Raw genomic sequence first — 15454 nt, 5'->3', positions numbered from 1 at the left:
CATGCCGGAACTGCTCAAAACCACCTTGCGCAAGCTGTTCCTGGAACGCTACGGACAGTTTCGCCGCCATCTGCAGCGCCGCCTCGGTTCGGAAGACCTGGCCAATGACGCGCTGCATGAAACGTATTTGCGGGTGGAACGGATGAACGCGCCCGAAGCGATCAGCTACCCGTCCGCCTACCTGATGCGCATCGCCATCAACATTGCGGAAGATCAACGCCGCGACAATGCGCGCCTGCTCAGCTTGCCCGATATCGACGATCTGTACGAGATGGCCGACGAGCTGGCAGACCCGGCGCGCACCTTCAGCGCGCGCGCCGAACTGGAAGAGCTGGAACGGGCCTTGCAGGAGTTGCCGAAACGCCGGCGCGCCATCGTCATCGCCGCCCGCGTCGACCAGTTGCCGCACCGCGACATCGCCGAGCGCTTCGGCATTTCCGCCCGCACGGTGGAGAAGGAATTGCGCGCCGGTCTCGAACATTGCTGCGAGCGCATGGGACGCGATTTCATCCAGCGCTTCGGTCCCGGCGCGGGAAAAACGTCTAAACATCATGACTGAACAAGCGGAAGACGACATGGGTGTCATCCAGAAGGAAGCGCAGGCGTGGGTCGTGCGCCTGGCCTCGGGCCAGGTCAGCGAGCGCGACGCGCAAGTGTTTCGCCACTGGTGCGCGCGCAGCCGCAAGCATGCCAACGCGTTTGCCGAGGCGCGCGCCGTGTGGGGCGCCATGGCGCCGGCCGCGCGCGCCGTCAAGCGGGCGCAGGCGCCTGTGAATACGGCGCGGCGCGCCTGGCTCGGTGGCGCCGTGGCTGCCTCGCTGGGCTTGCTGGTATTGCGCCCGCCGACGGACCTGTGGCCGGCCGTGGCGGGCCTCGGTGCCGACTATGCCACCGGCACGGGCGAGCAGCGCGAAGTGGCGTTTGAAGACGGCGTGCTGGTGCAGATGAATACGCAGACGCGCCTCGATGCGGCGCCGCTGCAGGATGGCGCCGCGGCGCTGGTGCTGCTGGCGGGCGAAGCGGAATTCCAGGCCGGCTTGCGCGGCGCGGCGCGGGTGCGCGTGCAGGCGGGCGACGGCACCGTGTCGGCCGGCAGCGCGCGCTTCAATATCCGGTTATTCGGCCAGGAAGTATGCGTAACGTGCCTGGCGGGCCGCTTGCGCGTGGCGCAGGCCGGCAACGACGCGGAACTGGCGGCCGGCCAGCAACTGCGTTACCGGCCCGAGCATTTCGGCATCGCCCGCACGGTGGCAAAAAGCGACGTCAGCGCGTGGCGCCACCGGCTGCTGGTTTTTAAACAAAGCACCCTGGCCGAGGTGGTGGACGAGGTGAACCGCTACCGTCCCGGCAAGCTGATCCTCAATGGCGACGCCTTGAAACTGACGCGCGTGCAAGCGAGCTTTTCGCTCGACCGCCTCGATGACGTGATTGCCCTGATCCAGGACGCGTATGGCGCGCGCGTGACGCGACTGCCGGGCGGCATCGTGCTGTTCGGCTGAGCCCCGCCTTGGCGCGCCGAGGTGCTCAGCCAATTATGACATTTTCATGACCTTTTGCAGTCCCGGACCTTGTTCCCTGTCAATGCTGCTGGAAGCCGCGAATCAGTGCCTGCCGCCCGCCACCGTGCGTGCCGCGCGCCGCCTCGCGATATCGGTCAGCAACGGAACATGAAAAGGGAATGTCGCCATGCAGCGAAGCAAGTCGGTCACGAAACACGCATCCTCCTCCGCCATGGCGGGCAGCCACAACGGGCGTCCGGTGCGCTTGAAACCGCTGGCGCTGGCCATCGCCATGCTGCTGCAGGCGGGCGGCGCGCAGGCGCAGCAGCCGTTCAGCGGCGCCTGGTTCGCGGGCAAGGGCGCGCAGCAGGGCACGGCCGCTGCCACGGGCCGCTTGCCGAATGGCCAGCCGGCCACATCGCTGAACAATCCTTTGCTGCAGCAGCAAAAAGCCGAAGGCAAGCTGCAGCAATCGCTGAACAACCTCTTGCTGGCCGCGCGCGGCATCGCCGCCGAACAGGCGGTACAGGCGGCCGCGCGCCAGGCGGCGCTGGCTGCCGGCGGTGCGCCCGATGGCCTGGTCAAGGGCGGCTTGCAAGTCGACAGCAACAGCCTGACGGCGGGCTGGCTCAATGCCCAGGGACCCGTGCAGACCCAGGCCGACGGCAAGACCGTCGTGAAGGTCGCGCAGACGGATGACAAGGCGATACTGAACTGGGAAAGTTTTAACGTCGGCAAAAACACCACCTTGCAATTCGACCAGAAATCGAACTGGTCCGTATTGAACCGGGTCAACGATCCGCTGGCGCGCCCCAGCCAGATCCAGGGCCAGATCAAGGCCGACGGCACGGTGATGATCGTCAACCGCAATGGCATCGTATTTACGGGAAGCAGCCAGGTCGATACGCGCAACCTGGCGGCGGCCGCCATGGGCATGAGCGACAGCCAGTTCAAGAGCGGCCTGTACGGCAAGGCGCAGGGTGCTGGCGCCGTGCCGACCTTCGCGAATGATTTATTGCTGGGCCAGAATACCTTTACGCATGGCAAGGCCGAGGCCGACGTCGTCGTCGCCGCCGGCGCGCGCATCGACACGCGCAAGCCGCAAACGGTGACGGAAGGCGGCGGCTATGTGCTGCTGGCCGGCCGCAGCGTCGACAATGCGGGCGCCATCACCACGCCGAATGGCCAGACCACCCTGGCCGCCGGCGACGCCATCGTCGTGCGCCCGGGCCAGGGCACGGACAAGAACCAGTATTCGAGCACGCGCGGCAATGAAGTCGAGATGCTGCGCACGGCCGGCAGCAGCGCCGGCGCCGTCGTCAACCGCGGCTTGATCCAGTCGGCCGGCGGCGACATCACGCTGAGCGGCAACACGCTGCGCCAGGACGGCATGCTGCTGTCGAGCACCTCCGTCAACGGACGCGGCGCCATCCACCTGTCGGCGGCGGGCGAGGACGCCAAGGTCACCATGGGACGCGGCAGCGTCAGCGCCATTTTTATCGACGACAACAGCGCCACGGCGCTCGACGTACAGCGCGATACCTTGCTGAAAGACACGGGCAAGGGCACGGACACGCCGCTGGACCGGCGCGACCAGTCGCTGGTGCGCATCGTTTCGGCCGGCAACGTGGAATTCGAAGGCGATTCGCTGACCCTGGCCACGGGCGGCCAGGTGCTGGTCGACGCGGCCCGCCGCAGCCACGTGGCGCGCGACGCCGCCATCGACGTATCCGGCGCCGTCGGCGTGAAAGTCGACATGAGCAGCAACAATGTGCTGATCAATGTGCAGGGCAACGAACAGCGCGACGCACCGGGCAGCCGCGACGCGAAATACCTGAACAACAGCGACGTGTGGGTCGACCGCCGCGATCTGGTGCTGGTGCCGGCCGGCACCAATGGCTACGCCACGGACCGCTGGTACACGGCCGGCGGCCTGCTGGAAGTGAGCGGCTACCTCAATACCAGTGGCCACGGCATCGGCGAGTGGGCGGCCCAGGGCGGCACCGTCGGCTTTGGCGGCGGCGAAGTGGTGACGCAGGCCGGTTCGCGCATCAACATCGCCGGCGGCTCGCTGGACGTGCAGACGGGCATGGTCAAGCAGACGTGGCTGAAGGGCGCCGATGGCGCGATGTACAAGCTCAGCACTGCACCCGGCGACAATCTGTACACGGGCTTGTACCGCGGCTATGAAAGCACGCATGCGCGCTGGGGCGCGAACACGACGGAGACGTACGCGAATGCCTTGATCGGCCCGCGCGAACGCCTGGAAAACGGCTACACGGTGGGCCGCGACGCTGGCCGCCTGATCGTTTCCACGGGCGCGGCCGTGCTGGAAGGCGATATCGACACGTCCGTGTTCCAGGGCGAGCGCCAGCAGCGCAAGCGCGATGACGGCATGGATAGCTACAAGCAGGCGCAGACGTCGGCCGCGCGCGCCGGTCAATTGATCGTCGGCAAAATGACGCCCGTCTTCGATACGAAGGCGGGCCAGCTGCGCGACAGCCCGCAAGCCGTGCTGGAAAAAGTCGAGATCGGCAAGGTGGCGCCCGTCGCCGATGGCCAGTTGCTCACTGAAGCCTTGCCGGCCGCGCGCAGCAAGACCCTGCAGCTCGATGCGGACTGGCTCAATGGCCTGGAACTGGGCGCCCTGAATATCTACGCCTACGACAAGCTCGACGTCAACGCGGACGTGCGCGTGGCCGATGGCGGCGACGTCGCCCTGCACGCCACCGACGTGGCCATCAAGGCGAACGTCAGCGCGCGCGGCGGCAGCATCGCCGCCGGTGACATCATCTCGCGCTACCTGGCGAATGCGGGCGCGGTATGGGTCGAAGGCAAGCTGGTGCCGGACAACCGTCCCACGGGAACGGCCGGCGTGCGCGTGGCGCCCGGCGTGCGTCTCGATGCGCGCGGCCTGTGGAGCAACCTGGAACTCGATCCGGGCGCGGTCGCCGGCTTGCCGTATGTGAATGGCGGCAAGGTCACCTTGAAAAGCTCGGGCGGCGTTGAGCTGACCGGCGGCAGCGTCATCGACGTCTCGTCCGGCGCGGCCCTGATGAGCAATGGCAGCTTGCAGGGCGGGCGCGGCGGCGACATCACCCTGGCGGTCGATCTGCCGACGGAGAAAGCGCCGACGGGCGCCATGCTCAAGCTCGACGGCGAGTTGCGCGGCCATGGCGTGAAAGGCGGCGGACGCCTTGTGATCGACAGCGGCGCGGCCGTCAGCATCGGCGGCAAGCTGCAGGGTGGCGACGTGTTGCCAGGTGGCAGCAGCGCCCCCATCGGCCTGCGCCTGGCCGATGAATTCCTGATCGCCAAGGGCGAGAAGATCCCCTTCGATTTTGCACTCAGTACCAGCCTGATCAAGCCGGGACAGGCCTTGAGCAAACCCGTGACGGTGGACGTGTCGGCGCAGAAACCGCTGGTGCTGGGAGCCGACCTGCTGGTGCCGCCGGGCGCCTATGTCACCACCGCCAGCGGCGCGTCTGTCTACCAGGGTTCCATTGCGCCCGCCGGCAGCGTGCTGACTGCCATCAATAGCCTGCCTGCCGGCTTCGTGGTCTCGGCGGCGGTCTTTCCAAACGGCTTGCCGATCCAGCCGGTGATGACGCAGTATGCGGCCGGCAGCATCGCCGCCGACGACGTGCGCGCGCCGCGCGGCATGCTGCTGCCGGCCGGCACGGTGCTGGGGCGCGACGTGACCGTCCAGCCTATGCTGGCGCTGGGCGCCAGCCTGTTCCAGAGCGGTTTTGCCGACTATGCCGTCACGGGCCGCGATGGCGTCGTGGTGGTCAAGGATGCGCATGTCGATGTGAAGATGCCCGTGCTGCGCTTCAATCCCGCCACGGGCCACACGGTGGCGAGTGGCACGGATCCGGCTGCCGCGCTGGAACTGTGGACGCCGGAGCTGTACCAGGAAGATGCGCGCAAGGCCCGTCTGACGCAGCGCGCCGGCGCCGACCTGTCGCTGACGGCCGGCAGCCCGCACGTGAAAGGGGATCTGGCGGTGGCGCAAGGCGCCGTCGTCACGGTCGATCCGGGCCGCCAGATCAGCCTGACGGGCAATGCGCAGATCACCATCGATGGCCGGCTCGAAGCCTGGGGTGGCAAGATCGCCGTCCTGCCCGGCACGTTTGGCACGGGCAATGATGTGGATGTACCGAACGGCAAGGGACAAGCCACGTCGATCTGGATCGGCGACAGGGCCGTGCTCGATGTCGCCGGCCGCGCCACGGTCGCCACCGACATGCGCGGCGACCGCTATGGCCGTGCCGACAAGGGCGGCAGCATTGAAATCGGCGCCCGCTACAAGGCTGATGCGGCCAGCGTCGACGCGGCCGATGCCTTTGTCGTCGTGCGTCCGGGCGCGCTGCTTGACGCCAGCGGCGCGCAAGCCACGCTGGACTTGCCGAACCAGGGCGCCGTCAACGTGGCCGGCAACGGCGGTTTGATTTCGCTCAGTTCGTATAACGGCATCTTTGCCGACGGCACCCTGCGCGCCGTGGCCGGTGGCACCGGTGCGGCCGGTGGCACCCTGGCGCTGGCGCTGGACACGCCCAATTATGGCAAGGTCAACCGCTACAACTTGCAAGGCGACAACGTGGACAACGCGGTGCGCGTGCCGCGCGAACTGCAGCTGGCGCAGGTGCAGGGCGACAGCGCCTTGCCCGAGGACTTGCGCGCCGGCCAGCAGGATGCGGCGCTGCGCTACGGCAGCGCGCGCCTGGGCGCCGACCGCGTGCAGGCGGGCGGTTTCGACAACCTGGCCCTGCATGTGAACGGCATGCTCAGTTTTGACGGCGACGTCAAGCTGTCGCTGGGCCAGAGCCTGCGCCTGAGCGCCACCTCGCTGGGGCTGGCGCAGCAGCCGCCGCAGCCGGATGCCGATGGCCAGGACAAGGCGGGCAGCCTTGCCAGCCAGGTGCACCTGGCGGCGCCGTATGTGCGCCTGGGTACGGCCGTGCGTGCGCAGAAGGACGATTACATCGTGCCCAATGCCGTGAAAGGTTCGAAGAACCTGGGCAAGGGACGCGGCATCCTGGGCGTGCCGCTGGTGGCCGAGGATTCCCTGCTGCAGATCGATGCGGGCATGCTCGATATCGCGGGCGAGGTCAACATGGGTACGCGCGGCACCATTGCGCAGAGCAGCGGCGCCGACCTGGTGGTCGAGCGCGATGCCTTCGAGCAGCTGACCCTGAACAGCCGCGGCGACATGCGCCTGTCGAACAGCGCCGCCCTGTACCAGCCCGGCAACGCCACCCTGGTGGCCGCGCAAATCTACCCGGCCACGGGCGACAGCGGCATGGTCACGGTGGGCCAGCAGAGCGGCATCGACGAATACGGCAACCTCCGCGTCACGCTCGATCCGCTGCGCACGCTCAATATCGGGCGCAGCGGCGACGGCGCCACGCCGAACCAGCCGTTCTCCGTGTTCGGTACCCTGAGCCTGATTGCGCCCACCATCAACCAGCACGGCGTGCTGCGCGCGCCGCTGGGCCAGATCAACCTGGGCGCCGAAGGCTTTGAAGCCAATACGGGCCGCGTCAATCTGTTGCCTGGCAGCCTGACTTCGGTCAGTGCGAAAGGCTTGACGATGCCGTACGGCGGCACGCTCGATGGCTTGAGCTACCTGTATGACGGCAACGATGTCGTGTTCAAGGGCGTGGGCAACGGCCCCGAGATCGCCTTGACGGGCGCCGCCATCGACGTGCAGGCCGGCGCCGTGCTCGACCTGTCGGGCGGCGGCACCTTGACGGGCGCGGCCTTCCTGGCCGGACGCGGCGGCTCCACCGACGCGCGCCTCAATCCGCTGGTGCAGATGAAGCCGAACGGCGGCTTTACCTTGCCCGGCCTGAATACCAACCCCGTGTACGCCATCATTCCCGGCGTGCAGCCTGACGTGGCGCCGTTGACGGCCGAGCAGGGCGCGGGCAAGCCCGCCGCGGGACGCCAGATCACCATCGGCGCGGGCGTGCCCGGCCTGGCGGCCGGCACCTACACCCTGCTGCCGTCGAATTTCGCCCTGCTGCCCGGTGCTTTCCGCGTGGAACTGAATGGCCTGGCCGGCGCCGTCGAGACGGGCGGCACGATTGCCATGCGCAACGGCTCGTTTGCCACGGCGGCGCAGACGGGCGTGGCGGGCACGGCGATCCGCGACGTGGTGGCGCAACAAGCCATCCTGACGCCGGCCGACGTGCTGCGCAGCTATTCGCAATACAATGAAACGGGCTATGCCGCCTTTGCCGTGGCGCAAGCCACGCGCGACGGCGTGCCGCGCGCCGCGCTGGAGCGCGATGCCAAGGGCGTGCGGGTGCAGCTGATCGCCCCATCCGTGCACAGCGTCAAGGATAACCAGACGCCGTTGATGATGGATGGCAGCGCCCTGTATGCGCCGGCCGAGGGCGGCTTCGGCGGCTCCCTGTTGCTGGGCACGGGCAACCATGCGTCGACGCGCTACGAAGTGCTGGCCGACGGCACGGCGCCGCTGGCCGATTTCGATGGCGTGTCCGTGCATGCGTCGCAGATCAATGCCTTCGGTGCCCAGCGCGTGGGCATCGGCGGCTTGCCGCGCGTGAACTACAGCGAATTTGGCACGGGCAGCAACCAGCGCGCCAATATCGCCGCCATCAACGAATCGGCGGGCGGCATCGTGCTGCGCGACGGCGCCGTGCTGAAGGCGGCCGAAGTGTTTCTGGTGACGGCGAGAAAAGACGGCGGCATCATCCTGGAGCAGGGCTCCGGCATCAATACGCTGGGCCGCGGCAAGGCCGCCTGGGATTCGCGCGACGGCTATGTGTACGAGCCCATGGGCAGCGTGCTGGCCGTCTCGAACGGCTGGCTGGACATGCTGCCGACCGCGGCGCCGTCGTCCGAATCGTATGGCCCCGGCATCATCGATATCGGCGCCTGCGCCAAGGCGGGCGGCGCCTGCAGCGGCAGCACCTCGCTGTATTCCGAGGGCACCATCGCGGCCGTGACGGAGCGCGTGTTTACCCTGCGCGACAACGTGCGCTACGGCACGCGCAACCTGGTGCTGGGCATGGGCTCCATCAATGTCGGCAGCGAGGCGTCCCTGGCGGACGCCAGCACCCGCGGCGCCTTGCCCGACGGCCTGGCGCTGAACCAGGGCGTGCTCGACCGCCTGCTGCGCGGCGACACCAGCACGGGCGCACCGGCGCTGGAAAGCCTGGGTTTGACGGCGCGCAATTCCTTCAACTTCTATGACTCGTCGCAGCTGTCGACCATCGACGCGGCCACGGGCAAGTCCTCGCTGTCGCGCCTGGTGCTCAATACGCCGGCCATCTACGGCTATGGCGGCACGGACGCGCTGGCGCGCATCCACACGGATACCCTCGTGTGGCAGGGCGCGACGAATGCGCCCGGCGCCGTCGTCGCCAATGGCCCCGGCACGGGCAGCGGCCGTTTGCAGGTCGACGCCAGGCGCATCGAGTTCGGCTTCACGCCGGACAGCCGTCCCGATACCATCCATAACCTCGACCGTTTGATGCTGGGCTTCGGCCAGGTGGCGTTGAATGCCAGCGAACAGCTGACGGCCAACAACAAGGGCAGCCTGTCCGTCTACCAGTCGCTAAGCGCGTGGGATACGGCCACCAATGGCTACCGTTACAGCGGCGGCGATTTGCTGATCAGCACGCCGCTGTTGACGGGTGCGGCCGGTTCCGTCAACCGCATCACGGCGGGCGGCGACCTCAAGGTGAGCGCACCGGCCGGCGCTACCCCCGCCACCCCTGTCACGCCGACGAATGCGGCGCTGGCCGGCGCCCTGGGCGCGGAAGTGGCGCTCAGCGGCAACAGCGTCAGTGTCGATACCTCGGTGGTTCTGCCAAGCGGAAAGCTGACCCTGTCGGCCGAGCGCGATGTATTGCTGGGCGACAAGGCCAAGCTGGACCTGGCAGGCCGCAAGATCGATTTCTACGACACGAGCAAGTACAGCTGGGGCGGCGACGTGATCCTCGACAGCCGCGCAGGCGATGTTCGCCAGGCGGCCGCTTCCGTGATCGACGTGTCGGCCGTGAATAACCGCGCCGGCAAGCTGAGCGTGGTTGCCACGGGCGACGCGGCGGGCACGGCCGACTTGCGCGGCAGCCTGCTGGGCGGCGCCAGCGGCCATTATGACGCGGGCGGCACCCAGGTAGCCTACGCGGCTGGCGGCGTGGAACTTCGCGCCCAGCATGTTGGCGACTTCGCCGGCCTGAACCAGCGCCTGAACACGGGCAAGGTGTTCGGCAGCCGCAGCTTCCAGCTCAAGCAGGGCAATCTGACCATCGGCGACGAGCTCAAGGCGCGCGAAGTGAGCGTCTCCGTCGATGGCGGCAGCTTGACGGTGAGTGGCCGCATCGACGCCAGCGGCGAACAGGTGGGCAGCATCCGCCTGGCCGGCCGCGACGGCGTCACCATCCAGTCCGGCGCCGTGCTCGATGCGCACGGCACGGTGCTGCGCACGGACAGCTATGGCCAGGTGATCGAGGCGCCGAACCGCGCCGTGATCGAACTGGCCGCGCCAGGCGGCCGCCTGAGCCTGGAAAACGGCGCGCGTTTCGACCTGCGCAGCGGAGACAAGGGTGGCAACTATGGCAGCATCGACCTGAACGCACGGCGCCTGGGCGGCGCCACGGGCGACGATATCGACATCGACGCGGCCGGCGCGCTGAACATCGCCGGCGCGCGCACCATCAACGTCAACGCCTTCTGGCAATACAAGGATGCCCCGGCCGGCACGGGCAAGGATGCGGACGGCCGCAGCTACCAGAGCATCAACCAGGCTTACCTGGACGAGAAACACGCGGACAGCCAGGCCTTCATGGCCCACGCGCTGGCCAACGGCAATTTGATGAACAACAAGCTGCACGGCTTGCGCGGCGACGCCAACGCCTTCCACCTGCGCCCTGGCGTCGAGATCGTCAGCGCCACGCCAGGCGGCGACCTGCATATCGATGGCGACATCGACCTGTCCGGCCACCGCTATGACGGCGTCAATCCGCTGGCGCGCCTGAGCGGCGTGTACGGCTCGGGCGAGGCCGGTGCGCTGGTGCTGCGCGCCGGCGGCAAGCTCAGCGTCTTTGGCAGCATCACCGATGGTTTCGATACCAGCGCCCTGCCAGTCACGGTCGATGACAAGGGCTGGCAGCTGTTGAAAGGCCGGCTGCCGTGGGGCGGCGAGGTCGTCGTGCCGCAAGCGGGCCTGGTGACCCTGGCCGAGGACACGTATTTCAAATCGGGCACGAGCGTCAATTTCGCCGTGCCGATGAAAGCCATGGAGTTGCGCAGCGGTACCTTGCTGGCGGCGCGCGCCACCTTGACGGCGGAGTTGAACCTGCCGGCCGGCAGCGTGCTGGGCGGCGCCGTGCGCAATGCCGACGGCAGCGTGCTGTACGCGGCCGGCACGGTCTTGCCAAAGGCGCTGACCTTGTCGAGCGGGATGCAGCTCGATGCCGGCCTGCGCCTGCCTGGCGCGGCCAGGGTGGCGGCCATGCTGTGGCCGGCGAACGTGGCCCTGCCTTTCCCCGAAGGCAGGCCGTGGGATGTGGCCGATGCCACGAATGCCGTCAATGGCGTGGTGCTGGCCTCGGCGCTGGCGCTGGACAAGGGCAGCGTGCTGCCCGCCGGCACCGTGGTCAGGCTGCCGGGCGACGTCACCATGGTGTCGCTGCGCAGCGCGGATGGCAGCGGCAGCCAGGGCCGCAACCTGGCGCTGGCGCCCATGCTGGCCCAGGGTTCGCAAGCGTGGTCGCTGCGCCTGGTGGGCGGCGCCGATACGGCGGCGGCCGACACGCGCGCGCTGAAACCGCATGCGAAGGACGCCCATCTGATGCTGGCCGATGCGCATTACGGCATGGCCACTGTCCGCGAGCTGGTTCCAGGCACCGGCTTGCCCGCACAGTATGTATGGGGCGACGATGCCGGCCTGTTTGGCGAGATACCGGGCATGCCGATCGACCTGGCCAACTTTGCCAGTGAAGAAGTGCTGCTTGGCTTCAATGAATATGGCGCAATCGTGGTCAAGATTGCCGATGGCACGGAGCCTCAATACGTGCACGTGACTGCGCCGGCGCGCCAGCCCCTGTTCAGCGTGCTGCGCACGGGCACGGGCGACCTCGATTTGCTGGCCGCGGGCGACTTCGACATGCGTTCGCTGTATGGCGTCTACACGGCCGGCACGCAGTCGGCCTCGCCGCTGGTCAATGGCAAGGATCTGTTCAACCTGCCGCGCGGCCTGAACGCCAAGGGCCAGCTGCTCGGTGCGCTGGGCACGGACTTTACGCCGTTTGTCGATGGCGGCAGCCAGAGCCTGTACCGCGCCTGGTATCCCGAGCATGGCGGCAATCTGCTGCTGCGCGCCCAGGGCGACGTCAAGGGCGACACGCTGGGCACCTCCACGCAACGCCGCGAGGATGCCATCGGCTGGCTGCGCGCGCAGCAGGACAGCAGCGACATCGGCACCTGGCTGTGGCGCCAGGGCAGCGGCAGCACGGCGGGCGGCGTGCCGACGGCATGGTGGATCAATTTCGGCACCTATGTCGCGCGTCCCGAAGGCGTCGACCTGTTCTCGGGCTTGCCGGGGCTGTCGGGCTTTACGGGCATCGGCACCCTGGGCGGCGGCAATCTGCTGCTGCAGGCGGGCGGCGACGCCGGCATGCTGGCCTCGCGCGCCGATCCGGGCGGCGAGTTCGCGCCGCGCAGCCAGGGCCTGAACGTGGCCGTGGGCAGCACGGGCAGGGTGACGCCGGACGGCAAGCTGCTGCTGACGGGCGGCGGCGATCTCGATATCCGCATCGGCGGCGGGCTGAACCCCGTGGCCGAGGTGCGCAGCTTCGACAGCAATAGCGACCGGCCGAACCCGAACACGCGTTTCGAACGCCAGGTGCCTGGCCTGAACAGCACGCTCACCAACCTGCGCGGCGCACTGCGCCTGGAAGCGGGCGCCGTGGGCGGCATCGAATTGCGCTTCGACCGCGCCGATCCGACGGAATCGCGGCCGTACGAAACCTACACGGCGGGCACGGCGATCGCCAGCGGCGGGCCTATCCTGGTGCCGGGCGACAGCGGCGTGCGCATCGATGCGCGCGGCGACGTGGTGCTGGGCGGCGTGGCCGATGCGGGCCGCGTGAAGCAACTGGGCTATGGTTCGCCGTTCAGCTACCAGGGCGTGGAGCGCACCGGCGAAGGCTGGAGCTGGTTCTCGCTGTGGACGCCGGCCACGGCCATCGACCTGTTCAGCGCGGGCGGCAACCTGACGCCCACCTCGTCCTGGATCAATGCGATGGCCGGCGACAACCATGCGCCGACGGACGGGCGCTTCGTCATGCCGTCCGTGCTGCGCGCCGTGGCCGCCAGCGGCAGCTTGTACTACGGCAATGCCAGCCTGGGCAGGCTGGGTGATGGCGGCAAGGTGGACATGCCGCAAAACGGCGTGATCCTGGCGCCGTCGCCGGTGGCGCCGCAATTTGTCAGGACGGGCACGGGCCAGCTGGAAATGCTGGCCGCCGACTCCATCCATGCGGCCGGTTATCCGATCACGCCATCGGGCGCCGACCCGCGCCTGCTGCCGAATCCGTTCAATCCGGGCTTCGTCGGCGCGCTGGGCAATGTCTGGTTCGGCCTGCTGCCGCTGCATAACGTCAGCGCCGATGCGTTGGCGCCGGGGGCATTGAAATGGTTTGGTACGTCGTCGAATGGCGCCAGCGATGCCAATCAACAAGTGTATCCGCTGTTCAGCATGACCCCGCCGACGGTCTCCGACTATGTGCCGGCAGGCCAGTTGCCCGCGCACTTCTATGCCAATAGCGGCGACATCGTCGGCCTGCGCACGGGCGGTATCGTGTACCGGGGCAACCTGAAGGGCGTCAGCGGCGCCCTTGGCCTGTGGTACGAGGGCGGCGGCGCCGTGGCCGTGCGTGCCGGACGCGACATCGTCAACTCCGGCACGCCGCTCGGCAACGTCGAGAGCGTACCGGACGGCGCAGCGGGATGGACCGGCCAGCCCTTTGCCAACAGTCCCGAGCTGCCGGAAAAGCCGGTCGTCTTCGGCAGCTCGTCGGCGCGCGGCAACCTGTTCGTGCACCGCCATGCCGACGACGTTTCCGTCGTCAGCGCCGGCCGCGACATCCGCTACAGCACCTTCTATGTGGCGGGGCCGGGCCAGCTCAATGTGAGCGCCGGGCGCGATTTGTACATGGCCGACAAGGCGGAATTGCGCAGCCTCGGCTCCATCGTCCATGTCGGCCAGGACAAGCGCGGCGATGGCGCCGGCATCAGCGTGGCCGCCGGCGTGGGCCGCAATGGTCCCGACTATGCGGCCTTCGCGGCGCGCTACCTGGACCCGGCCAAGCTGGCCGACCCGGGCAAGCCGCTGGCCGACCAGGCCGGCAGCGCCGTGTACGTCTACGGCGGCAAGCTGACCCTGGCCGACTGGCTGCGCGGCCAGTTCGCCTACGGCGGCGACGAGGCGGGCGCTGCCGTCTTCCTCGGCACGAAGCAGGCCGAGCTGGAGAAAGCTGGCCAGCAAACGGGCGGCGTGCGGCGCGACCTGGCGCGCGAATACGCGCAGGTCAGCCAGCTGCACCTGGTGAACTGGCTGACGACGCGTTTTGGCGGCGACAGCGGCCTGGGCATCCGCTACGACCCGGCCACCGATGCGCGCAGCTTCTTTGCCGCCTTGCCGAAGGAACAGCAGCAGGTCTACCTGAGCAATGTCTACTTCGCCGAGCTGAAGGCGGCCGGGCGCGAGTACAACGATCCGGACGGCGTGCGCCGCGGCAGCTATCTGCGCGGCCGCGAAGCCATCGCCACCCTCTTCCCGACGCAGGACAAGGCGGGCAAGAAGATCGAGTACCAGGGCGACCTGACGATGTTCAGCAGCGCGCTGTACACGGTCAACGGATACGGCGGCGTGTACACCAAGCGTCCCGTCGCTGGCGTGCGCTACCTGAGTCCGCAGGAATGGGCCGAGGCGGGCCGTCCCGACTACAACGTGCCTTACGTGACCGTCAACGACACCGGCATCCACACGGATTTCGGCGGCGACATCGGCATCACGGTGCCGGGCGGGCGCGCGCTGATCGGCGTGGACGGCGGCTATGCGCCGGGCGAAGGCTCGGGCGTGCTGACACAGGGACAGGGCGAGATCCAGATGTATGCGAAAGACAGCATCCTGCTGGGCCAGAGCCGCATCTTCACCACCTTCGGCGGCAACATCCTGGCCTGGTCGGCCACGGGCGACATCAATGCGGGCCGCGGCACCAAGTCCACCGTTGTCTACACGCCGCAGCGCCGTACCTACGACAGCATCGGCCTGGTCAGCCTGTCGCCGAGCACGCCGACGACGGGCGCCGGCATCGCCACCCTGAACCCGATCCCGGAGGTGCCGCCCGGCGACATCGACCTGATCGCCCCGCTGGGCAGCATCGACGCGGGCGAGGCGGGCATCCGCGTCTCGGGCAACGTCAACCTGGCGGCCTTGCAGGTGATCAATGCGGAAAACGTTCAGGTACAGGGCAAGTCGGCGGGCCTGCCGACCATCGCTTCCGTGAACGTGGGCGCATTGAGCAACGCCAGCGCGGCCGCCACGCAAGCCGTGACGGCGGCGCAGGACGTGCTGCAGCGCGAACGGGCCGCCACGCGCCAGGCGCAACCGTCGCTGTTCACGGTGAAGGTGCTGGGCTTTGGCAACGAGCAGGCGGACGAGGGCGGTGTTGGCAAGCACCAGGGCGGCGAACCGCAGGCGTCCAGCTATCAGCCGGCCGGCGTGGTGCAGGTGCTGGGCGCGGGGCCGTTGACGGCGCCGCAGCTGCAGGCGCTCACGCCGAACGAGCGGCGCGGCCTGCAACCGTGAGTTTTATGAACATTTGATGACATTCGGCAGTCGCCGCGCGCGGCGGCTGTCTAGGCATCAGTAGATCAGCATTAGCAACAAAAAAACGCCGGCCCAGCGCCGC

At 68.4% G+C, this 15454-nt stretch carries 3 protein-coding genes; all 3 read left to right on the top strand.

All coding sequences use genetic code 11. From position 1 onward, the window contains the following. Window position 1 precedes the first annotated feature (1 nt). The 3 genes from AC3IQ7_RS00705 (at window position 2) to AC3IQ7_RS00695 (ending at window position 15351) form a co-directional block, all read left to right on the top strand. On the top strand, window positions 2-559 hold the full coding sequence (locus tag AC3IQ7_RS00705) for an RNA polymerase sigma factor (protein ID WP_035823145.1): 558 nt from the start codon (window positions 2-4) through the stop codon (window positions 557-559). Next, window positions 552-1499, top strand: a complete 948-nt coding sequence (locus AC3IQ7_RS00700; RefSeq protein WP_489208083.1) for a FecR family protein — start codon at window positions 552-554, stop codon at window positions 1497-1499. Before AC3IQ7_RS00705 ends, AC3IQ7_RS00700 begins: the two co-directional genes overlap by 8 nt. 187 nt (window positions 1500-1686) lie before the next feature. Further along, window positions 1687-15351 carry a filamentous hemagglutinin family protein gene (locus tag AC3IQ7_RS00695; RefSeq protein WP_489208082.1) on the top strand — a complete coding sequence of 4555 codons (13665 nt, stop codon included), beginning with the start codon at window positions 1687-1689 and terminating at the stop codon, window positions 15349-15351. Window positions 15352-15454: the final 103 nt, after the last annotated feature.

The sequence above is a fragment of the Janthinobacterium sp. GL_088 genome (assembly GCF_057837845.1).
This window is presented reverse-complemented; position numbering and strand designations above follow the sequence as displayed.

What these genes read in the sequence shown, in the direction of transcription:
- AC3IQ7_RS00705 (WP_035823145.1), top strand. Translation starts at nt 2, where the DNA reads ATGCCGGAACTGCTCAAAACCACCTTGCGCAAGCTGTTCCTGGAACGC.
- AC3IQ7_RS00700 (WP_489208083.1), top strand. Translation starts at nt 552, where the DNA reads ATGACTGAACAAGCGGAAGACGACATGGGTGTCATCCAGAAGGAAGCG.
- AC3IQ7_RS00695 (WP_489208082.1), top strand. Translation starts at nt 1,687, where the DNA reads ATGCAGCGAAGCAAGTCGGTCACGAAACACGCATCCTCCTCCGCCATG.